The sequence below is a fragment of the Marinomonas gallaica genome, assembly GCF_001639745.1.
Classification (GTDB): Bacteria; Pseudomonadota; Gammaproteobacteria; order Pseudomonadales; family Marinomonadaceae; genus Marinomonas; species Marinomonas gallaica.
Genome location: NZ_LTAX01000027.1, coordinates 16,604 through 39,204 on the forward strand (window position 1 = coordinate 16,604; position 22,601 = coordinate 39,204).

Annotated in this window: 15 protein-coding genes; 9 read left to right on the top strand and 6 right to left on the bottom strand. The window is 46.2% G+C overall.

Features of this window, described 5'->3' with window-relative positions:
- Window positions 1-9: 9 nt before the first annotated feature.
- On the bottom strand, window positions 10-837 hold the full coding sequence (locus AYW76_RS16930; RefSeq protein WP_067223404.1) for a TOBE domain-containing protein: 828 nt from the start codon (window positions 835-837) through the stop codon (window positions 10-12).
- Window positions 830-1,762: a DHH family phosphoesterase gene (locus AYW76_RS16935; RefSeq protein ID WP_067223407.1), complete on the bottom strand. Its 933-nt coding sequence runs from the start codon at window positions 1,760-1,762 to the stop codon at window positions 830-832. Before AYW76_RS16935 ends, AYW76_RS16930 begins: the two co-directional genes overlap by 8 nt.
- Before the next feature lie 354 nt (window positions 1,763-2,116).
- Here AYW76_RS16935 and AYW76_RS16940 point away from each other — a divergent pair, with 354 nt between their 5' ends.
- Complete coding sequence (locus AYW76_RS16940) at window positions 2,117-2,665, top strand: TetR/AcrR family transcriptional regulator (protein WP_067223410.1); 549 nt, start codon at window positions 2,117-2,119, stop codon at window positions 2,663-2,665.
- A 72-nt stretch (window positions 2,666-2,737) separates the two neighbouring features.
- Window positions 2,738-3,280, top strand: coding sequence for a lipocalin family protein (locus AYW76_RS16945; RefSeq protein ID WP_067223413.1), 543 nt, complete (start codon window positions 2,738-2,740; stop codon window positions 3,278-3,280).
- Here AYW76_RS16945 and AYW76_RS16950 read toward each other — a convergent pair.
- The 4 genes from AYW76_RS16950 to AYW76_RS16965 all read right to left on the bottom strand — a co-directional run bounded on the left by AYW76_RS16950 (window position 3,271) and on the right by AYW76_RS16965 (window position 8,661).
- On the bottom strand, window positions 3,271-3,705 hold the full coding sequence (locus AYW76_RS16950; protein WP_067223416.1) for a GtrA family protein: 435 nt from the start codon (window positions 3,703-3,705) through the stop codon (window positions 3,271-3,273). The two genes, AYW76_RS16945 and AYW76_RS16950, sit on opposite strands and share 10 nt — an antisense overlap.
- 68 nt (window positions 3,706-3,773) lie before the next feature.
- Window positions 3,774-4,976 (bottom strand): MFS transporter, encoded by a 1,203-nt coding sequence (locus tag AYW76_RS16955; RefSeq protein ID WP_067223420.1) that lies wholly within the window; start codon window positions 4,974-4,976, stop codon window positions 3,774-3,776.
- Window positions 4,977-5,068: 92 nt separating this feature from the next.
- Complete coding sequence (locus tag AYW76_RS16960; protein WP_082866290.1) at window positions 5,069-7,549, bottom strand: EAL domain-containing protein; 2,481 nt, start codon at window positions 7,547-7,549, stop codon at window positions 5,069-5,071.
- Complete coding sequence (locus tag AYW76_RS16965; RefSeq protein ID WP_197467849.1) at window positions 7,546-8,661, bottom strand: substrate-binding domain-containing protein; 1,116 nt, start codon at window positions 8,659-8,661, stop codon at window positions 7,546-7,548. The genes AYW76_RS16960 and AYW76_RS16965 overlap by 4 nt, the downstream gene beginning before the upstream one ends.
- Window positions 8,662-8,773: 112 nt before the next feature.
- On the opposite strand from AYW76_RS16965, the gene AYW76_RS16970 reads away from it, so the two are divergent.
- The 7 genes from AYW76_RS16970 to pbpC all read left to right on the top strand — a co-directional run bounded on the left by AYW76_RS16970 (window position 8,774) and on the right by pbpC (window position 22,442).
- Window positions 8,774-9,898, top strand: a complete 1,125-nt coding sequence (locus tag AYW76_RS16970) for a substrate-binding domain-containing protein (RefSeq protein ID WP_156489102.1) — start codon at window positions 8,774-8,776, stop codon at window positions 9,896-9,898.
- Between the two features lie 99 nt (window positions 9,899-9,997).
- A complete protein-coding gene (locus AYW76_RS16975) occupies window positions 9,998-12,034 on the top strand; it encodes an NADPH-dependent 2,4-dienoyl-CoA reductase (RefSeq protein ID WP_067223423.1) in 2,037 nt (678 codons plus the stop codon).
- A 44-nt stretch (window positions 12,035-12,078) separates the two neighbouring features.
- A complete protein-coding gene (gene msrA, locus AYW76_RS16980) occupies window positions 12,079-12,690 on the top strand; it encodes a peptide-methionine (S)-S-oxide reductase MsrA (RefSeq protein ID WP_082866291.1) in 612 nt (203 codons plus the stop codon).
- A gap of 159 nt (window positions 12,691-12,849) precedes the next feature.
- Complete coding sequence (locus AYW76_RS16985) at window positions 12,850-14,262, top strand: DEAD/DEAH box helicase (protein ID WP_067223427.1); 1,413 nt, start codon at window positions 12,850-12,852, stop codon at window positions 14,260-14,262.
- An 80-nt stretch (window positions 14,263-14,342) separates the two neighbouring features.
- Window positions 14,343-15,152, top strand: coding sequence for an ArsA family ATPase (locus tag AYW76_RS16990; protein WP_197467850.1), 810 nt, complete (start codon window positions 14,343-14,345; stop codon window positions 15,150-15,152).
- 115 nt (window positions 15,153-15,267) lie between these two features.
- A complete protein-coding gene (locus tag AYW76_RS16995) occupies window positions 15,268-20,175 on the top strand; it encodes an alpha-2-macroglobulin family protein (RefSeq protein WP_067223434.1) in 4,908 nt (1,635 codons plus the stop codon).
- The gene (pbpC, locus tag AYW76_RS17000) at window positions 20,172-22,442 is read left to right on the top strand and encodes a penicillin-binding protein 1C (RefSeq protein WP_067223438.1); all 2,271 of its coding nucleotides are present in this window, start codon (window positions 20,172-20,174) and stop codon (window positions 22,440-22,442) included. Before AYW76_RS16995 ends, pbpC begins: the two co-directional genes overlap by 4 nt.
- Window positions 22,443-22,601 lie beyond the last annotated feature (159 nt).

A 22,601-nucleotide genomic window follows, 5' to 3' on the forward strand; every position in this document is an offset into this window, starting at 1 on the left:
AGCCGACGGTCAGTCGGCTTTCATCAAGATAACGCTGGGGGCTTTGAATAGAGCCAGTAAGGCATCGCCTTCGGTGATCATCAAATCACTTAAGCTCGTATTGGTAATCACGGCGTTAAGCGTTTTGCTTTGACCGATGTCGAGAGCAATGTCACTGTTTACGGCACCCGGCGCAATGCGTGCAACAGTGCCCAAAAGGCGATTTCTTGCACTGGTGGCCATCGCTGTTTCTCGGCTTAAGATGATCGACGACTCACTGACAATCGCAATACTTTCTTTGCCGACGGCTAAACCAAGCGTTGTAACACTGTCACAACTGATCATGGCAACAAGATGTTGATCAGCACCGATATCAAGAATGACTTCTGAGTTCACCGCACCGGGGGTGAGTTCAATGACCGTGCCGCGAAATTGATTGCGGGCACTGGTTAGAGCTTGTTCGGAACGAACGAAATTGGCAATGTCGTCAATGTTGTGCAATTGATCCCCTAGACGTGCGAGAAACGTCGCATGTTCATCCATCAGTGCTTGAAAGCCTGCAATGATGCGTTCACCCAGCTCAGTCAGTTGGGTGCCGCCGCCTTTGGCTCCGCCACTTGCACGCAGTACCAGCGGAGTAGTCGACAGATTATTCATTGCGTCGATCCGATCCCACGCCGTTTTATAGCTAATGCCCACTTCTTTTGCGGCCTTTGAGATTGAGCCGCACTTTTGGACGGCACGTAGTAAATCAATCTGGTTCGATGCAAACGCGCTGGATTGGCCAGTTTTCAGAAATACGCTTCCTGTTAACTGGCCAGAGCGGTCCGGTTTTTCGATAAGAGCGGTTTTAGCCATCTTTATTGATAATGGCAATGATGTCTTGTAAGGACTGATCCGCTTTGTCGTTGTCGATCTGACACGTACCTGCGTTCATATGACCGCCACCACCGTATTGCAAACACAGCTCGCCAACGTTGGTGTTGGATGAACGATTCAAGATAGATTTACCGATAGCGAATACCGTGTTTTGCTTTTTCAGTCCCCACAGTTTGTGGATCGAGATGTTGCATTCTGGGTACATCGCATAAATAACGAAGCGGTTTGTGGTATAAATGGTGTCTTCGTTTAGCAAGTCGAGCACAACAAGATTGTCGTGAATGGTGGCGCAGCGCTTAATTTGTTCTTTCGCTTTCGCATCGTGTTCGAAATATAAGTCGACACGCTCTTTGACATCTTCAAGTGCCAAAATTTCTTCAATACTATGACTGTTACAGTAGTCAATTAACTGCATCATCAATTGGTAGTTTGAGATACGGAAATCACGGAAGCGACCAAGGCCTGTACGAGCATCCATAATGAAGTTTAACAGCACCCAGTCAGTAGGGTTAAGCACTTCGTCTTCATTAAACTGAGCGGAGTCACCTTTATCGACCGCATCCATCATGTCTACAGAAATAGTTGGGAAGCGCTCTTTACCACCATAGTAGTCGTACACCACACGCGCGGCAGATGGCGCATCTGGATCAATGATGTGGTTTTCAATGTGACTGTCGTTACGGACGGTTTCACTTAAATGGTGGTCAAAGGCCAGATGACAGCCTGCAACGTAGGGCAAATTTGTCGTGATGTCATTGTCAGTAATGTCTACTTTGCCATCCTGCATATCTTTAGGGTGGACAAATAAAATGTCGTCTATTAAGCCTAGGTCTTTTAGAAGTACGGCACACACCAAGCCATCAAAGTCACTACGTGTGACCAGTCGAAATTTTTTACTGCTCATTTCTACATCCTTACACTAAGTAAAATTACAATAGATCGAATTGTTAATAGTGTACCAGCGATTTTTGACTGCAAGGTGAATTTTAATGTAACGCTTTATTATTTCTTGAGGCTCATCAGTTCCAAGAATCGAAACACTGTGTTGTAACACCTTACGACGCCAGGCCTTTGGTATTTATCGGGTAACGGATTAGAAAGCGTGAAGTTACAGGCGCAGGAACTTGCTCAGGCGTTGTAACCAAACAAGAAACGCACCAAACACCTGAAAGGGGGCGAACTCAATTCGTCCCCTTTTTGATGCTAAAAATGGCATAATGGCAAGCATTCGAAGTATTTCATAATTAAGAGATGAGTAATGGCCAGAGGAAGACCTTCCAAAAAAGGCTTGATTGCAGAAACAGCTTTGGCGTTGTTCCAAGTGTTGGGATACCAAGCTACTAGCATTGATCAAGTGGTACTAGAGGCTGGGGTATCAAAGCCGACGGTTTATAGTAATTACCCGTCCAAGTTATTGTTGTGGCAAGAAGTACTCCGTCAAATTATCGAACGTAGCGAATCAGTTCTAAGCGATACATTGGATACATTGAAAGCAAACGATGTCGGTTTTTACGACGGTTGGCGTGCTATTTGGCTCGCGTGGATTGCCACACCAGACCGCTTAGCGGTGTATCGAATTCACTGGGGGGAGAGTCACAAACTGACCGAGCAAGAGCACGTGTATTTTGAGCAATTTGAAAGCTTGCTATCTTGTCAACTGCGTCATTGGATGACTCGACATAACATCGCTTCAGAGCATTTCTTTGTATTAAATGCCGTGTCAAAAGAAGCTTTATTGATGCCTGCCGTGACTCAGCGTGACGGAGAATGTGAGGACTTCGTGCAACTAATTCAAAAGCTTGTGTAATCCCTACTTTTCATCAAGCTAATTGCCTAAAACCTTCGTATAGTAGCTCACTATTATTGATACGGAGGTTATATGAAGAAGACAATCTCATTTATTTTTGCTGCACTGCTTTCAAGTGTGATATTAACTGGCTGTTCAGTCTCTGCACCTAAGGGGATTGAGCCTGTTGAGCCCTTTTCGATTGATCGCTATTTAGGAACTTGGTATGAAATTGCTCGAATGGATCACAGCTTTGAAGAAGGTTTAAGCCAAGTTACTGCCCATTACAGTGTGCGTGAAGACGGTGGCGTTAAAGTGATTAACCGTGGTTATTCTGAGGAAGATCAAGCTTGGGACGAGGCTGAAGGCAAAGCTTACTTTGTGGAAAACTCAGAAACGGGGCATTTGAAAGTGTCATTCTTCGGCCCATTTTATGGGGCTTATGTGATCTTCAGCTTAGATGATGACTATCAATACTCTTTGGTATCAGGCCCTGATCGTTCATACTTTTGGTTGTTGTCGCGCACACCAACGATCTCAGAACAAAAGCAAGAGGCGCTGTTAGAAGCCGCTGCCGCTGCTGGGTTTGATACTGAGAAGCTGATTTTCGTAGATCAGTCTAAACATCAAGGGTAGTCCACTACATCATGCGCTTTACGTTTGAACACCCAGTGCTTTGACAGTAAAAAATTCATGCAATGTCCAACGATAATCCCCGGTAGCATAGCGGCTACTGGGGCCAGCTCGTAATCAGCATAGGTCTGATAAGTCGCGGTGCTGATAGCCCACCAGTATAAGCCCACATTAGGGATTAGCCCGAGTAACGAGGCCACACTAAATTGTACGGCTTCTTTAAACTTCGCGTCCTGCGTCGCATGTTCTTTGAACGTATAGATTCGATGACACAGCCAATTTGTCAGCACAGCAAGCGTAAAGGCAATGATCCGCGCCCAGATTAGGGCAACATGATCCGCTAGAAGCCATAGAACGACAACGTCTACTGTGAAGCTTACTTGGCCCACAAGGCTAAATTGAAAAAATTGTAATAAGGTCGTCTTCATACCTCATAGTAGCGAGTCAATGATGACAGCTTGATGAAGAGGTTAGCCTGATACCTTTATTGCAATCGTTATGACTCAAGACGCAGTGCTAGATAGGCGAATAGGCTGCCCATGAGACAAATAAACATGACAAAACCTGCCAAGCCGTAAAGGCCAAAAAGCGTGATGAACGTAGCGAAACTTGGCGGTCCAACTGTCGCGCCTAAGTTACCTAGTTGAGCAATAATGCCATAACCATTGGCTTGTTCTTCGCTATTGCGCGCTAAGCGTGGAATCATTGCTAATGATGCGCCCGGAATTAAGCCTGCAAACAATACCATTTGTCCCACGATTAGGCAGAAAATAAGCGGCGTCGCAATATCTTGTGTTAAGGCTAGTGCGCCACATGCCAGTCCTATGTAGGCAATCTGTGCTACGCGTTGGGGTTTTAAGGCATACTGCGACAATGCGCCTGCAATGAAGGTGCCAGCAGTACTGAGTAGTGGCAATATAACTTGCATGGTCGTGCGTAGCGAGTCTCGCTCAATAAAGTTGGGAATATACGTCAGTAACGATACTAGAGTGCAAGTGTAAAAGACAAAAACGAGACCTGGCAGTAGCGTGCGCGGTGTGCGATATACTTTTCCAAGTTTGGTTAGGTAGCTGTCACTGCTGGCTTGCGGTGCTGAGCCATAACGACTCTCGTTGCGTTCTAACAGTACAAAAAGTGCAATGGCCATCGAGCCAATCAGTAAGCTGTGAGCAAGGTATAACCCTGATAAGTCAAAGTGGGCGATCAGCGGTTTGCCGACTAACCCTGTAATGGCAAAGGCAACACCAAAGAAGGTGCCCCATAATCCCATGGTAATTGAGCGATGCTGAGGTGCACTTAATTTTGCAATCATGGTGGGCGCGGCAATTACAACTCCCAATTGTGAAAAGCCTTCGAGTACACGGGTCGCCATAACGATTTCAAAAGCGGGTATAAATGACTGGATCAATGACAAACTGGCACCGAGCAGCAATGCGCCAATCAGCACTTTACGATAGCCTATTTTTCCTGCGACAAGGCCAGCGGTAACACCAAAAATTAGGCCGATGGTACCCACCACAGAAATCGAAGCACCGGTTAACGTTGGACCGGCTTGGTAATAATCGAGCAACTCGTTGTAAGAAACAGAGAATTTAGCAAATTGCATGGCGGCGCTGATGCCTGCAAACCACAGTAAGAAAACTTCTAACCAAGCGGTTTGCTGTGGCTCTGTTTGCAATGGTGTGTTGGCGCCTGCCATATTCCTTCCCTTTTAGACAACGTGATAGCGCAGTAGAGCGCTAAAAAGCGGCCTATTATAAACCGTTCGGTTAATATTGGCTAAGGCAATCTCTATTCCAGAGGAAGAGAAGGAGGGGACTGCTTTATAAACAGTTTGATTAACTCATCCCGGTTAATCGGGTAAGACAGCAGATATCCTTGTACGGTTTGACAGCCAAGAGTTTTGAGTGCTTCCAACTGTTGGGGCGTTTCAACGCCTTCGGCAATGGCGCTTAAATGCAAACCACGTGCAATTGTTAAAATAGAGTCGATAATGACATAGTCCACAGTGGCGGAGCTTAACCCACTAACAAAACTGCGATCGAGTTTTAATATGTCGATTGGTAGGTGTTTCAATGTGGCTAAAGAAGAATAGCCAGTTCCAAAGTCGTCAATGGCTATTTTAAAGCCAAGCTTTTTGATTTGATCAATAAAGTTACGGCATTTCTCAAGCTTAGTGATCATATCGCGTTCGGTGAGTTCAAGAGTTATTTGTGATGTGATTTCAGGTGCTTGCTCATGGCATATTTTAAGGTGCTCTAATAAATTTTCAGAGAGCAGTTTTCGCCCCGAAACATTAACGGATAGCGAGAAGTCATTAGAAACTAATCCTTGCTGTTTTAGTTCTTGAAGATCGTTAAATACAATGTCAAAAACATAGTCGTCAATGTCGACGATGATGCCTGTTTGCTCTGCAATGTCTAGAAAGTCACCGGGCAGTAAAATGCCTTTGGAGGGATGGTTCCAGCGCACCAGTGCTTCCGCACCGTAAATATCTCCAGTAAAACTGTTGTACTGTGGTTGGTATTGCACAAACAGTTCATTGTTTTGCAGTGCCTGTTTTAACCCTGAGCTCTTCGACATCAAGTTATACGCTTCGGAGGTCATAGAGTCTTTATAAGTACAATAATTGTCGCGACCGCCGCGTTTTGCGTGGTACATGGCGGTATCCGCGTTTCGAACTAAGGTTTCAGTACTGTCGCCATGGTCAGGATACAGACAAACCCCCACACTGCTGCCAACAAAGACCGTTTCATTGTCGATTAAAAATGGCTGTCGTAATGCTTCGTTCACCGCTTCCGCAAGCATAGAGGCTTCTGTGATATTTTGGGTTGAGTGCACTAAGATCATAAACTCATCTCCGCCTAGGCGAGAGACCATATCAGACGGCTCAACTAGGTTAGATAATCGCTGTGAGACTTCTTGTAATAATACATCTCCGGCACTGTGCCCCATGGAGTCATTGACGGTTTTAAAATGATCAATGTCCAAATACAGCAAGGCGAAATGCTGGTGCGACCTTTTGGCTTCAGAAATAGCTGTATCGATGCTTTTGTAAATCAGTAAGCGGTTAGCGAGACCTGTAAGAGGGTCTTGGTGCGCTAATGTATGTAACTTAGAACGCTCATTTTCAAGGTCACGATAGGTTTTTTTAAGGCGGCTGGCCATACGGTTGAAAGCGCTTTCGATGACATCCCATTCGTCAGTTCTGTTCAAGTCAATTGGGTTATCAAAGTTGTTGATTTCAATCTCTTTGAAGCTTTGCTTAAGTTGATTTAAGGGTTTGGTGATATGGTGACGTACCATAAATAGAATCAAGGCAATGCCGATAACTAAAGAAAGAAAACCGATTACAAAAAGCCAGCCACGCATATCACTTAAATCGTCACGTAAGTCATTTGAAATGCGTAATGCGCTGTTTTGTACGCTTTTTTCTGTTTCTTCAACAAAACCAATCAGTGTGTTTTGTGCACCGACTAACGCTGACATCACGAGCCAGCGTTGATTAAGATTAGCGGTCATTTTACGCAAACTGACTTTGTAGCGTTTAATGGTTTTCTGCATCGCTAGGCTTGACTGGCTTACTGAGGGAGAGATCTTGCGTATGTTACTTAAATGCATCTCAAGTATATTGAGCTCTTTTAAAACCCTTATGATAACGACTTGCTCGGTGTCTGGCGTAATACTGCTGCGCACAGAGGCGGCCATTTTGCCTGCGCTTAAATAGGACTCTCGAATTAAAGACATGACATCGAGATCGTTCTTAAATTCGAAGCTTGGGTCCTCTACAATTTTCTCAACGGAGCTTTTTGCCAGTGCGTAATCTAATTGATCGATTTCGACGCCAAGGCGCGTATCAACGCTGGCAAGCTCTTTCAAAATTCGGTTCAACGTGACTGAATTGCCTAAAAAGCGATGAAAGTCGACGATAAAATCGTCCATTTTAATAACAAAGCTCTTGTCGTTTGAAAGAGCGCGTATGCGTTGTAATTGTTCATCGATATTGAAGCCTTCTTCCGAAAGGATAGCTTCATCGTATAAAAACTTTTGTTCGAGCAGGCTGACGCGAGAGGATAACTCAAAGATTTCTCGACTGATCGCAGAATTGACACTGAGCTCTTGGACATGTCGAGCGGACTCATCTTCTAACAGTACTTCAATATCACTTAGTGAACGAATAAGCAGCGCTATCCCCATACCGAAGACGCCTAATAACAGGATGACGGTTAAGGCAAAACGAACGCTTAAATTCATTTTATTGAAGAATATCATTTCCAGATCCTTCTGTAGGCATCGCGATATTGATTGTCCGGGTCGTAAACACCGATGTTTAAATCGATGTTTTGGATATTGCTTCTGACAATTAAATGCACTGGCGTTAGAAAGCCACTGTCCGGTCGATCGTGAAACGCACGGTTAAACTCATCAATGATTTGCCATCCTTGTAAAAATAAAGGTTCCGGCACGGTGGCAAGTTGGTGCTTACCTGAACGTATGCGTCGATAGGCTTCACGACTGCCATCGCCCGCAGAGATGCTCTTGGGCAAGGTGGCCTGATCCATGCCTGACGTTGTCAATGAGGGCGTTGCAAAGTCGATGTATAGGTCGTTGATGACAAGGAAGTGTGTGATTTGATTTGGAAACTGTTTGAGTAACCTTGCGATGACTGTTGGCATTTCATTAGCAATATTATCCAAAGGTATGTCTTCAACCGATAATAAGCGACAGGTCTGGCAAGCGTTAATACGTGAGGCCATGCTGTTCGCTTTCAATGTGGCAATACTGTAGTTGGAGTCTGTGAATATGACGACCTGGGCTTTTTCTTTTGAGTCGACAACCGCAAGCGATGCGGCAATATCGCCGACTTGTTCTGCATCCGTTGTGATGTTGGTGAATAGGCCTAAGCTAGGATGCGGCCCTGCCTCATTCGCCGCGTGCCAGCCAATGATCTTTATGCCAAATGCTTGCGCTGTTTTTAGCGTCTGCTCATGAAACTTTGCATCAATACCGCCTAAAACGATGCCATCTGGCTTTAATATAATGGCACGATTTAACGCGGCGGATTGGCGCAGTTTGGAGCCTTTTCCATCGAGTAAATGCAAGCTCCATCCTAGGCCTTCAATTGACTCTGTCATACCTTTAACAACACTGTTCACGCCATCATTACGCAAGTCAGAGGCGACGAAGACAATGTGTTTGCTTGGCGCAATAGAGGGTCCAATAGTAGGTCCTTGCCAAGAACTGCTGACTTTAATCGCTTCTTGGACACGCTGATTGACATCTGCGAAGTTATCGGCGGCATATAGAGGGCCTGATATCGCTAACATGTAGACCAATGTGATCAGCTTTTTATGGAGTTGTTTAGACAGATTGAAAGTTTTCACGATTACAAACAGTTACCTATTTCATTGAAACCTTAAAGAGAAATTCGTTTAGCATGTTTTATATATTGTATGCTTAAAACAACACCTAATTCCGTTTAGAAAGGATTTTTAAATGTCTTTATTTGTAAAAAGCGTATTTACCGTTGCGTTGGTTCCCTCCGTTGCTTTTGCAATAGGGACGTCAAATCCTGACCAAGATAACCCCCATTTAAATTATTGGTTAGCCGATGAAGTAAACGATGCCAAAACCGCTGAAGACTTTCAGACAATTGTCAGCTCTAAACCACAGGTCATCAGTGCCCCTTTGTCAAAACCTACGCGTATCGCACTGATTTATCCCAGTGCCGATTTATCGGACTTCTGGGTGCGAAACTACAAAGCCTTGACGGCACGTTTGAACGTACTGCACATCGATTATGTGATTGATGAGTTCAGCTCTCGTCAGATCGAACATGCCTTACAGACACGTTACATTGATGAAGTATTAGCTAGGCAAGGAGAATATGATTATGTCATTTATGGCCCTTCGGAATTATATGTCCAAGCCGATAATATTCAGCGTTTAGCAAAATCAGAAAGCTTCCAATCCTACATTTGGGCTTTCCATACACCGATGAAAAGTTGGCAATTCCAACCTGATGCCTGGTTTGATTTTTCTAGCTCTGTTGGGGCGCAGGCTTTGTGTGACTTCTTGATTCAACGGCTTGGTAGTGATGTCTCGTTTGCCATGAATCGAGGTATACCAGGGATTACCGACGATCAGCGCTCAGGCGACTTCAAATCGTGTGTCGAAGAAGAGGGGGGATGGATCAATTTCTATGAACATTTTGGTCAATATCAGGCGGGTGGTGGACGTGACGGTGCGGCATTAATTACGCAAAGTTTTCCTGAGGTGACGATGCTTCATAACGCCAATACCGCAATGACTTTAGGGTCTTTAGAATATTTGGCTGAACAGTCGTTAATCGACGGTATGTATGTGACAGGTTGGGGCGGCACGGCGGCTGAGATAGAGCAAATCAAACAAGGTAACCTGAATGCAACACCCATGCGTATGGGGGATGATGTGGGGGTGGCTACGGCAGAGGCGATTAAGTTTTCGTTAGAGGGGCGCACGTCTGACATTCCCAAAATTTACTTAGGACGTATTGAAGTGGTGGATGATCAAATGTCGACTGAAGAGATCAATGCACGAACAAGAGAGGCTTTTCGTTACTCCGGTGTTGAACTTGAATAAGCTAATTTGCAAGAGCTTATGCGCTCTTTTGTTATATGAAGCAAATCAAGGTTTTGCCATGATGAAGTGATGATATTGGATCACACTGGAGCGTCATGCATGTCACACCCAAATAACAATAACAACGCCTATCCACACAGCTTTACTCCGTTAGACCTTGGTTTTACCACATTGAAAAATCGCTTCCTAATGGGCTCCATGCATACGGGGCTAGAAGAGGTTGACCAAGATGGGGATCGGTTAGCCGCTTTTTATAGCGCGCGTGCTCGTGGCGGGGTGGGGTTAATCGTGACAGGAGGCTATAGCCCCAATGCGGAAGGCTCTCCTTATCCATTTCCCTATCATCCTCCTCGATTAGAGGTCCATCAAAAGGTAACTGAAGCGGTACACCGAGAAGACGGTAAGATCTGCTTACAGATTCTTCATACGGGCCGCTACGCGTTCCACCCAAACTTAGTGGCACCTTCAGCTATCCAAGCGCCAATTAATCAATTTACACCCCATGAGTTAACCGACGAAACCATCGAAAAACAAATTAATGACTTTGTAAATATGGCCGTATTCGCTCAGCAAGCAGGCTATGACGGTGTTGAGGTAATGGCCTCCGAGGGGTACTTACTTAACCAATTTGTTTGTCAACGAACCAATCAGCGTGACGACAATTGGGGAGGAGAATATGTGAATCGTATTCGCTTGCCAGTGGCCATTGTAGAGCGTATTCGCCAAACGGTGGGGACAGATTTCATTATTATTTTCCGGCTATCTATGTTGGATTTAGTCGAAGGTGGCTCGAGCGTAGAAGAGGTGATGACACTTGGACAAGCGGTTGAGAAGGCGGGTGCCAGTATTATTAATACCGGCATTGGTTGGCATGAAGCCCGTATTCCAACCATTGCGACCTGTGTGCCCAGGGCAGGTTTTGCATGGGTGACAGAATATTTCAAAGAGGCTTTTTCTATCCCCGTGGTTGCAACGAATCGTATTAATACGCCAGAGGTTGCTGAGCAGGTACTGGCACAAGGCCAAGCAGATATGGTGTCTATGGCACGACCGTTTCTAGCAGACCCCGACTTTGTCCATAAAGCTCAGCACCAGCAAAGTGAGTCGATCAATACCTGCATTGCTTGTAATCAAGCCTGTTTAGATCATGTATTCGAAGGCAAAATCGCCAGTTGTTTAGTGAACCCACAAGCCTGTCATGAAACAGAATTACTGATTACGCCGGCAGAAGAGCCACGGTATATCACCGTGATTGGTGCAGGGCCAGCAGGTCTTGCGGCAGCGACCACCGCTGCGAAACGTGGGCATAAAGTGACCTTGATCGACGCCAATGATCGCATTGGCGGACAGTTTAATGTGGCGAAGACCATCCCCGGAAAGTCTGAGTTTAGTGAGACATTAAGATATTTTACGTATCAACTGAAAGATTTGGGCGTGACGCTACGTCTAAATACTAACGCCAATGTTCAATCACTCAATGAATCGAACGCTGACCATGTTTTGATTGCTTCGGGCATTCGTCCTAGAACACCTGATATTAAGGGTATCGAGCATTCGAAAGTGGTTTCCTATTTAGATGTGCTGAAAGGGCGCGTCGTTGTAGGCCAGCGGGTTGCGATTATTGGCGCGGGTGGTATTGGCTTTGATACCGCTGAATTCCTCTTAGGAGAAGATAAGCGTGTCCAGACGGACACCGAATTTTCTGAAGAGTGGGGAATTGACCAAACTTTGCAGCATCGCGGCGGTCTTAACGACCATAGTACGCAAAATGAACCAAGCGCATCGCCACGGCGTACAATTTATTTGTTGCAACGAAAATCGTCGAAAGTGGGCGCCAAATTGGGCAAAACGACGGGCTGGATACATCGAGCACAGCTCAATAAGCATGGCGTCAAGATGCTTTCTGGCTGCAATTACTCTCATATCGATGATCAAGGCCTTTGGTTAACGCGTGATGGTGAACAGACTTGTTTAAACGTTGACACAATTATTGTGTGTGCGGGTCAGGATTCAGATCGTCGCTTATGTGAAGGATTAGATAAGCCGTACACTTTAATCGGCGGAGCCGATGTGGCGAAAGAGTTAGATGCCAAACGAGCCATTGCTCAAGGAACCAAAATAGCCGCAAGCTTGTAGTGAACGCTGTTCTTGCAAGGCTTGCAAGCATGTGAGGACAGAACATGAAACGTACAATTTTAAGCAGTGCCATGATAGTTGGCGCAGCTATATTAACGCCCACGGTATCCGCTGCTGAGCAGACAATGATTGTCGCTGGAGGTTGCTTCTGGTGCGTTGAATCAGATTTTGAAGCCATTGATGGGGTGATCAATGTGGTATCTGGTTACACCGGAGGCCATGTTGCTAACCCAACTTACCAGCAAGTATCGGGTAAAAAAACCGGACACTATGAAGCGGTCAGAATTACCTTTGACGATGACATTATAAGTTTGCGAGAACTGACGGATTACTATTGGCGCACCATCGATCCGACGGATGCCAAAGGTCAGTTCTGTGATAAGGGTGAGCCCTACCGCACAGGGCTGTTTTATCAGTCTGAAGTGCAAAAAGACGAATTTGAAGCATCACTTTACCAAATGATTATGGATAAACCCTTTGATGCCAAAATCGTAACGCAAATTATGCCCGCTAAAACCTTTTATCTGGCAGAAGACTATCATCAAGACTATTACTTAAAAAATAGTCTACGTTATAAGTTTTATCGTTTTAATTGTGGTCGTGATAGCCGTGTCGAAGAGCTCTGGGGAGACGTGGCAAGCGAACAATACCATTAAGTTTTTGAGCCCTAGCGAGCGAGTCATTTATTGGCTTTCTACTAGGGTGACTGTTTTGGTCGCCAAGTGACCTATCGCTGCCCAATCATTTTCAAAATCCTTCGCATATTTTGCCCACAAAGGTTAAGCTTCGCGCCTTTGTATCAATTGAGAATATCTATGAATTTTGAGTCACTTGGCCTAGATCCCCGTATTTTGAAAGCCTTAGCTGAAAAGGGGTACAGCACTCCAAGCCCTATTCAGGAGCAAGCCATTCCAGTGGTGCTGTCAGGTCGAGATCTTATGGCGGCTGCGCAAACCGGTACCGGTAAAACAGCGGGCTTTACATTGCCGATGTTGCAGAACCTATTGAAAGGTACCAGCGCCCGTAACAATCAGGTACGTGCATTGGTGTTAACGCCAACTCGTGAGTTGGCTCAGCAAGTGGCCGATAACGTTGCTTTGTACAGTTCACATCTACCTTTGAAAAGCGCTGTGGTTTACGGCGGTGTGAAAATCAACCCGCAAATGCAACGACTGCGTGGGGGGGTAGACGTATTGGTTGCAACACCTGGGCGTTTGTTGGATCTGCATAACCAAAATGCTCTGAAACTGAATCAAATTGAGATTTTGGTATTAGATGAAGCCGATCGCATGTTGGATATGGGCTTTATTCATGATTTAAAACGCATCATGGCGTTATTACCGCCTAAGCGTCAGACCTTGCTGTTCTCAGCGACCTTCTCAGCGCCGATTAAAGAATTGGCTGCGCGTATGGTGAATGATCCTGCTGAAGTCTCTGTATCCCCAGCGAATACCAAAGCCACGTCCATTACTCATCAAGTCTTTGAAGTCGATAAGGCCAATAAACTGAAGTTGCTGACGCATTTGATTAAGCAAGAAGGTTGGCGTCAGGTTTTGGTTTTCTCGAAAACCAAACACGGTGCAAACCGTATTGCGACGGCGTTAAATGGTACCGGTATTAGTGCGGCGGCGATTCATGGTAACAAAAGCCAAGGGGCACGAACTAAAGCATTGGCTGACTTTAAGTCAGGTGAGGTGAAAGTGCTGGTCGCAACGGACATTGCTGCGCGTGGTATTGATATTAATCAACTGCCGTATGTTGTGAATTTTGATTTGCCTAAAGTGCCAGAAGATTATGTGCATCGTATTGGTCGTACGGGTCGTGCCGGTGAAACAGGCCATGCTGTATCATTTGTGACCGGTGAAGATGCCAAAGAGTTGTTTGCTATTGAACGTGTCATCGGTGAGCTGATTCCGCGAAGTGTTGAAACGAAATTCAAACCGTCTCAGCCATTACCAGAATCAAAATTGGACACACGTCCAAGTAAGCCGAAAAAGCCTAAGAAACCGAAGTCGCAATCGCCAGAGCAAGGCTCTAATCGAGCGCCATCGTCTGATGCAAAGCGTGCGCCTTCGCGTAAACCGCAAGACAGAAAGCCTGCTGAGGGTCAGAACACTTCGAAACCTGCCGCGCGCAGACCAAAACCGCAAACTGAGTCAGGTGATGCACCGAAGCGAACTCCGAATCGTAGCCGCTCTCAGAATCGTGCTCCGAGTAAGACGTCTTAATATTCGGTAAGTGCGGTCAGCGCCAAAGACTTCGTACAGTAGTTGAGTTGCAGCTTGTAGTTAAGAAATGAATTGAGGCCATGATGTCATCTATTACAGATAAGCGTTTGATTTTAGTCGGTGGGCACCATGGCGTAGGGAAAACCACTCTTGCCGCAGCTCTGGCTTTGTTATTGTCCCGTCGAGGACAGCGTGTATTAGTGATATCAGCCGATTCAGCAAACAGTTTAAGTGATGCTTTTGATTGGCAAATAGGGGAAGCGGGTGCTGCGGTGTGTGCTGGCGTTCATGCTTTGGAAATTGCCCCGAGTGCGGCCGTAAAAACGTATATTGAAGGCGGCATAGCTCAGCAAAAGCCGCTCTCTGAGTGGTCGCCTGAATTGATAGAAATTGCGGTACTGGAACGAATTGGTCGACTGATAGACGACGCGGAAGAGTACTACGACACGATTATTCTTGATTGGGCGCCGAGTGACTATGCTTTACGTTTGCTCAAGCGCTTTTCTAATCAAGATGAGTCGGGGTCGCTTGATGAACAGGGTTCTTTTTATCAGCGTAGCCTAAAGCGTTTTCAAGACGTAGAAAATACGGCCTTATTACTGGCGATTACGCCAGATAAGCGTGCTACTTACGCCTCTGAACGTATTTCTAAGACGTATAAAGAAAATGGCATACCTTTGTTTGGCGTTGTAGTTAACCGTGTGTTACCTGCTGAAGACGTTGGTGACTTTTTGGCACAGCGACGTTTAATTGAGCAAAGTTACTTAAACATGATTGAGCAACGGTTTACCCATTGCACGCACTACCATTTACCACTTATGGAAACGGATATTCATGGTATTGGTCCGTTACAGAAAACGGCTGTACTGTTGGAGACTATCGGTCTGTAATGTGAATCCATCATTGGGTGCAAAGTTTACGTAAAAAATTAGACGGTGTAATCGCTTTCTTAAAAGAATGAGCTTAGCATTCAATAGACTCTTTACTAGAAGCTAGGGAATGATTATGCAGACTAAACAAGCAGGGAGCGCGCAAGGATTGCGTGCTGTATTATTTGGTTTATTACTACTTTGTTTTAACCTCGATGAGGCTAGCGCAGCGACGCCTTACTATCTAACGGGCTTTTCAGAAGTCAGTTACGATCAAGCTCCCGCTTTACAGTTAACGTTTACTCAAGCCATTAGATCCAATACCCACTTATCGTCTTATGTGTCTCTAACGCCTGAACCTGAACAAGGCAGCCGTTGGATTACAGAGGATGGAAAAACGTGGGTGTTGCCTTTTGTGGACGCCAGTACTACCTACAAAGTCAATGTGTCGAAACGTTTGCAAGCCCAATCTGGTGCTCGTTTAAGTCTCTATGAGCCTAATGCAGAGGGAAAATCTGAGCCCGACTTTCCTTTGACGCGCACGCTGACAACAAAAGCCTATGAAGCGTCGGTTAATTTCTCTGGTCAGGGGAATTTTATTAATGCTGACTTAGCTGGCGGTTTACCTGTTTCTGTCATAAATGTGCCTGAAGTCCAGCTACAAGTTTTTCGAGTCACGGATCAACGCGCTTTTTTAAACCAGCTATATAACTCGCAAGGTTTTGAGGGCAACGTAGATTATTATAATTTAGATACCTTGCGCCAATCGTCTGAATTAGTACACACCGCATTCTTTCCGGTCGAAGCGCATGTCAATCAGCGACGCACAGTCAATCTAGATATCTCCTCAGTGGTAAACAAGTATGACCAAGGTATTTTTGTCGCAGTCGCTAAAGATCCTCGTCAGTTTGACTATTCCTATGCCACCACGTTTTTTGCCTTGACAGATATTGGGCTGCAGGTACGTCGTTTGGATCAGCAGTTAATAGCCTTTACGCACTCAATCAAAACGGCCTCACCACGCGCTAACATAGAGTTAGAGTTTATTTATCGAGATAAAAAACGCGCCTCAGAGTTGGGACGAACAGATCAGTCAGGGGTTTACCAACATGTGTTTGATAAAACCCCCGAATACGTTATTGCAACTCAGGGCGATGAAGTTGCTTTCTTAAACTTAGAATATAACGGCTTAGACCTTTCCGAATTTAATAACAGCAACCTACGACATCAAAGTGCCCAAGCTTTTTTATACGGCCCGAGAGATCTTTATCGACCGGGCGAAACGCTTAATGTGAATGCGTTACTTCGCGATTACGATGGTCAAAAGATGCGAGCCCAAGCATTGCAATTGGTACTGCTCGATGCGCAAGGGCAAGAAGTCCTTCGTCAAATGCGCCAAGTAGATGATACCGGTCTCATCGAATTCGAACATCAGTTGTCAGAGAATGCGGCCATGGGCACTTGGACCTTACAAGTGAGCTCTGAAGGACTGCAGCTTCATCAATCTTATCGCTTCAAAGTAGAAGATTTCATGCCAGAAATGCTGGCATTGCAATTTTATGATGGCGATCGCTCGGTGCAGCGACGTGTGCAGCCTGATGCTTTGACCGTCCCTATTCAAGCCGATTATTTATATGGCGCGCCTGCGTCGGGTAACCAAGTCGACGCGATCATCACGGCGAAAGCAACTCAAATGGTATTTGAAGAGTATCCAGATACCGTATTTGGTGATGAAAGGTACGAGCCGAAGCAACGCCGCATGACCATCCCTCGTAGTACTTTGGATGAAAAAGGGGCGGGGTTACTAGACATTCCTGATCACTGGCAAGGGGCTTCAGTTCCTCTTGATTTAACGGTCTCGGCAAGTGTTTATGAAAGTGGTGGTCGGCCTATCACTCGCCACCAAAAGGTTGTTCGTATGACGGGCCGTGATAAATTACCCGGCATTAAGGCACTTTCATCCTTGCCCGCCGATGAAGATCAGGAAGTCACCTTCTTATTGCGCAGTGTCAGCCCCGATGGTCAGCCGGTGACAGATGATCTGCAATTGAAGCTCTATCGTTATGGTTGGAATTATCACTGGGAGTACGATGCCAGTCGTGGCTGGTATCGCGAATACAGTGATGAATCAACGCTGGTTGATTTACGTAATGTGGCGGCTGAGAAATCAGGCATTGAGCAAAATTATCAACTTGATTGGGGACGATACTACTTAGAGGCCCAGTCTAAATCTGGTGCGGTCGCTCGGTATTATTTTAGAACGACTGGCAGCTGGTGGTACGGCGGTAATCGTTCTAATCGCATGAAGCCTACACAGATTGATATGGGGCTCGATCAAGACCATTACGCACCGGGCGAAACAGCCAATCTACTAGTGGAGTCGCCTATAGGTGGGGACGCTCGACTGACAGTTGAATCTGCCGATGGTGTATTGCATACCCAGATGGTGAGCTTGGCAAAAGGTGAAAATACCTTAGCGCTCGACATCGATGAGGATTGGAATCGTCATGATGTATACGTAACCTTGTTGGCACTTAATGCGGCTGATCAAGTCACGGAATTGGCACCAGAGAGAGCGTTGGGTGTGCTGCATTTACCGATATTACGTCACGACTCTATCGCAGAAATAGCACTTAATGTGCCTCAACGTACGGAGCCAAACAAAGCGATCACTGCGCAGATTGAGGTGACTAATATCGATCAGCTAGGGGATCAAAAGCTTTACGCTACGGTCGCGTTAGTCGATCGTGGTGTTCTCAATATCACTGGCTTTAAACCACTGAATCCTCAGCGTTACTTTTATGGTCAACGCCGTTATGAAACGGATATATTCGACACCTATGACGACATCATCAATAACCTTGGCTATGACACCGTGCGTCAGCGTTTTGGTGGGGATATGTTTGAGAGAGCGGCGGCCGAAGATGACTTAACACGTGGTGGCGAAAAACCGAAAAGTGATGTGCAAATTGTGTCTTACTTTAGCCATCCTGTTGCCATCGAAAAAGGCAAAGCAGAAATACGCTTCGATCTTCCCAACTTCAATGGACGATTAGAGTGGATGGTGGTTGTGTATGGCGATCGCAGTTACGGTAATGCCACGCAGCAAACCATTGTGGCGGATAAAGTGGTCACGCAAGTCTCTATGCCACGTTTCTTAGCGATGGATGACACCTCTCAGTTAACGTTTGATGTGCGTAATATGTCGGGCACTGAGCAAACGTTTGAGGTGAAAGCTTGGGTCGAAGGACCTCTTATGGCAGACGCATTAACACAGACGATTGACCTTTCGGATCGAGAAAAGAAAGTCTTAACGCTGCCAGTTAAAGGCGGACAACAGCAAGGTCAAGCCAGTGTCCATTTAACGGTCAGCAATGGCAATGGTATTGCTGTGTCACGCGATTGGAAACTGGGCGTTCGCAGCCCGTATAGCTGGCCGACCCGAAGCCACTACGCTGAGATTTCAGTGGGACAAAGCTGGCAGCCGGACTTTAATCTTGGGGATTTACAATCACAGACCGTGACGGGCTTTTTGACCTTGTCCAATCGTCCTGCTTTGAATGTCAGTGCCTATGTACAATATTTATTGCAGTACCCTTATGGTTGCCTTGAGCAAACGACCAGCAGCACGTATCCATGGCTGTTAATGGACCAAGCGGTGGTCGATTACTATCAATTGCAAGGCGATGTTAACCGCCAAGTGGATCAAGCGTTTTCCAATGAACTTCGTGCTGAGCAACTTGAGCAGGGGCTTGTTCGACTTTATAAAAAGCAGCAGGAAAATGGCAGTTTCGGCTATTGGCAGCGTAACTCAGAAGAAAGTCGCTGGGGAACAGTCTATGCAACAGAGTTGATGGTTGATGCTCGTAAAGCTGGCTTCGAGGTGGATCAAGGCGTATTGAAACGCGCATTGTCTCGGCTAACCACCTATTTAAAACAAGAAGGAGAGACCATCGCTTGGAGTGATTCTCCAAGTTACAGTGAGTTTGGTTATCGTGCATATTCGGCTTATGTGTTGGCAAAAGCCAACAGTGCCAGTTTGAGTGACGTGCGTCGTTTGCTGGATCAGGTTTCAGATCAAGCAATGTCCGAGTCTGGATTGGCTTGGATGCATTTGGCTGCGGCGTTTGATCGATTGAAAGATCATGATCGAGCTGACGAAAGCTACGCTAAAGCTTGGCAATATGAGCGCTCTAGTCAACGTTATTATGGCGATTACGGTTCAAGCTTGCGCGATCTTACCTTGAAGCTAATTTTGGCAGAGGAAATGGGGCGTAACGAAAGTAGCCGTTACCAAATGCTGTTTGAGGCACTAAAGCTGCGTCGTTGGTTGAGTACACAGGACCGTATTGCATTACTGCGTCTTGCGAGTCAATGGACCGATGCTGATGAGTACCAATTCACATGGCTTACGGATGCCAAGGAGGAAGCGGTTACCACAGAACGCGCTGCACGTTATCGCCTCAATGAAACAAATATGAGGCAACTCAAAGCGGTCAAAGCTGGCGATCAGCGTCTTTTTGTCAGTGCTGTGTATCAAGGTGCGCCTGTATCGGCTCCTGAACAGTCTACTCATGGTATTCATGTGACTCGTGATTACTATAATTTAGACGGCAAGATGCTAAATTTAGATCAAGTAAAAAGTGGGCAGCTTGTGATTTCCGCCGCGACACTTGAGGCCACTGAAGAGTCCATAAATGATGCTCTGTACGTCGATCTTCTACCTGCTGGATTAGAGCCAGAAAATCAGAATTTAGACAACGCAAATGTCCAGCTGGGTGACTTGCAGATTGGCAGTGTGAATCTAGATCGCTATTTCGAGTACGGTGCGCCAGTGCAATACGATTCTTATCAGGATGATCGTTACGTTGCGGCCTTGCGACTTGAGAAAGGCAAGCCTGTGAAACTCTTCTATCTATTACGAGCGGTTACGCCAGGGCAATACCAAGTACCTAATGCGATCGCAGAAGATATGTACCGACCTGCACTGCAAGGCAGCAGTGCAGCACAACCGATCTTAACAGTGGTGCCTTCTTTACCGTGACCAGGCTGTTGCAATATGGGCTCGGTGGTGTGATTTTCCTACTGAGCCTGATTTTGTGTCTCGATTACTTTTGGCCAGTGGATTTGGCTTCCCGTGACCAAAGTAGAGTGGTGTTAGCTGAAGACGGCTCGGTGTTGCGTGCATTCGCAGATCGGCAAGGCGTTTGGCGTTACCCTGTGTCGCTAAATGCCGTGTCGAGCAACTATATCGAAGCGCTTGTGGGTTACGAAGATCAGTATTTCTTCCAGCACCCCGGCGTTAATCCAATAGCGCTCATGCGAGCAGGTTGGCAATGGTTGCGCAACGGTGAAATCGTATCCGGCGGCTCGACGCTGACGATGCAAGTGGCGCGAATACGTTACCCTCAATACGCTAAGCGATCTATATCTGCAAAGCTGATGCAGATCCTGCGTGCTTTGCAACTAGAGGCGCACTACAGCAAGTCCGACATTCTCAACTATTACGTGAATCACGCGCCTTTCGGTGGCACATTAGAAGGCGTACAAACCGCTTCAATGAACTATTTTGGCTATGGCGCTGAGTCGTTAACGGACGCTCAAGCCGCACTGCTGGCGATTTTGCCTCAAGCACCTTCTTTTTACCGCCCCGATCGACACCCTGAACGAGCACTGCAAGCCCGTAATAAACTGATGCAGCGTTTGGTTGAGCAAGGGGTTTGGAATGCTGCAAGATTTGACGATGCGATCATAGAAAGGGTTTCGGTATTACCGTTAGAACACGCTATGCATGCGCCTTTGCTAGCACGCAGGCTAGCGAATTTGAGCCACTCAAACAAAATTGAAACCTATATTAATCCGCGTTGGCAGCGTGCTGTCGAAGGGTTAGTTAAACGCCATGTGAGCGGCATAGGCCGCCACGTATCAGCGGCGACACTGGTCGTGGAAAACACCACGGGTAAAGTGAAAGCCTATGTCGGATCAGCGGACTTTTCGTCCACCGAGCGATTTGGATTTGTTGATATGAACCAAGCGATACGCTCTCCAGGTTCCACCCTGAAACCCTTTATCTATGGTTTAGCATTGGATGATGGCCTGATTCACAGTGAATCTTTATTAATGGATGTACCGTTGAGCTTCGGCGACTACCGCCCGGAAAATTTTAACGGCGGTTTTCGTGGTCCCGTCGCAGTCAGTGACGCATTACGAAGCAGTCTTAATATGCCCGCTGTTCAGGTGTTAGAGCAGTTAGGGGCAGCACGTTTATATTTAGCCTTTAGTGAAGCAGATTTACCCATGTTTTTACCAGATGGCGCGCGCCCCAATTTATCAATCGCGTTGGGTGGCGTTGGTATGCGACTAGAGGACATAGTCAGCGCCTACACAGCATTTGGTAATCAAGGTAAACGTCAATCACTGCGCTATCAGGTATCCGATCCATCTCAGACCAAGACTATGCTGAGTGAGGGGGCCGCTTGGATTATACGTAACGTCATGAAGGGTGATCAAAATATGGCCATTAAAACAGGTACCAGTTATGGCTATCGTGATGCGTGGGCAATCGCCGTCACAGGTCAATATACGGTCGGGGTTTGGATTGGGCGGCCAGACAATCTACCCGTAACGGGGCATTATGGTCGTGTAACCGCCGTGCCTTTATTACGTCAGGTCACGCGTTTGCTTGGTGGGTCAAGTGGTATGTTGGAGGCGAAACCAATATCCGTAACGCAAAAAGACATCTGTTGGCCTCAGGGTTTTGCTAGCGATATATGTGATGAACATCGTTCTGCTTGGGTGTTAGACAATACTATGCCGATTACTTGGTACAGTACGCGTCAAAAGGAGCAAGCATTTGTGTCGCCTTCTGTCGATTTAACGCTCAGTCAAGATCTCGGGTTGCGTGTCCCGGTTACCTGTAATTTACCAAGTGGTATTGGTACTTATACCTTCAACACAAGTGTTTGGCCTGCACCGCTTGAACCATGGTTAGCAGCTGGATTCCGGCGTGAATCACGTATTCCAGCTCTAGACCCTCGCTGTCAACTTAATGGTGAGCCGCCTTTGCAAGCCGGTCTTAGTCTACAGGGGGTGGAGTCAGGTCAACGATTTACGCAAGATGGAAAGTTGTCTCTTAAGCTCAGTGTATCAGGCGGCGAGGGGCCGTTTTTCTGGTATTTAGATGGTGTTTTGCAACCAATTAGTGATCGTAGCTGGCACTTCGTGCCGCCATTAGGATCGCATCAGTTAGTTGTGGCAGATCGAAAAGGCCAAGTAGAATCGCGGTATTTCGATGTTCAAGCAAGCCATTGAATCTTATGTCGTGATAGATGATCTTTACTACAGATGTTAACTATGTACTCATCTTGGCGTATAAAAAATGGGCCTTTAATCGTAATGCTGTTCACTTAAGGATTGCATTAAGTTAAATAGCCCAAGAAAATCCGATTAAGCATTCTTAATCGGATTTTT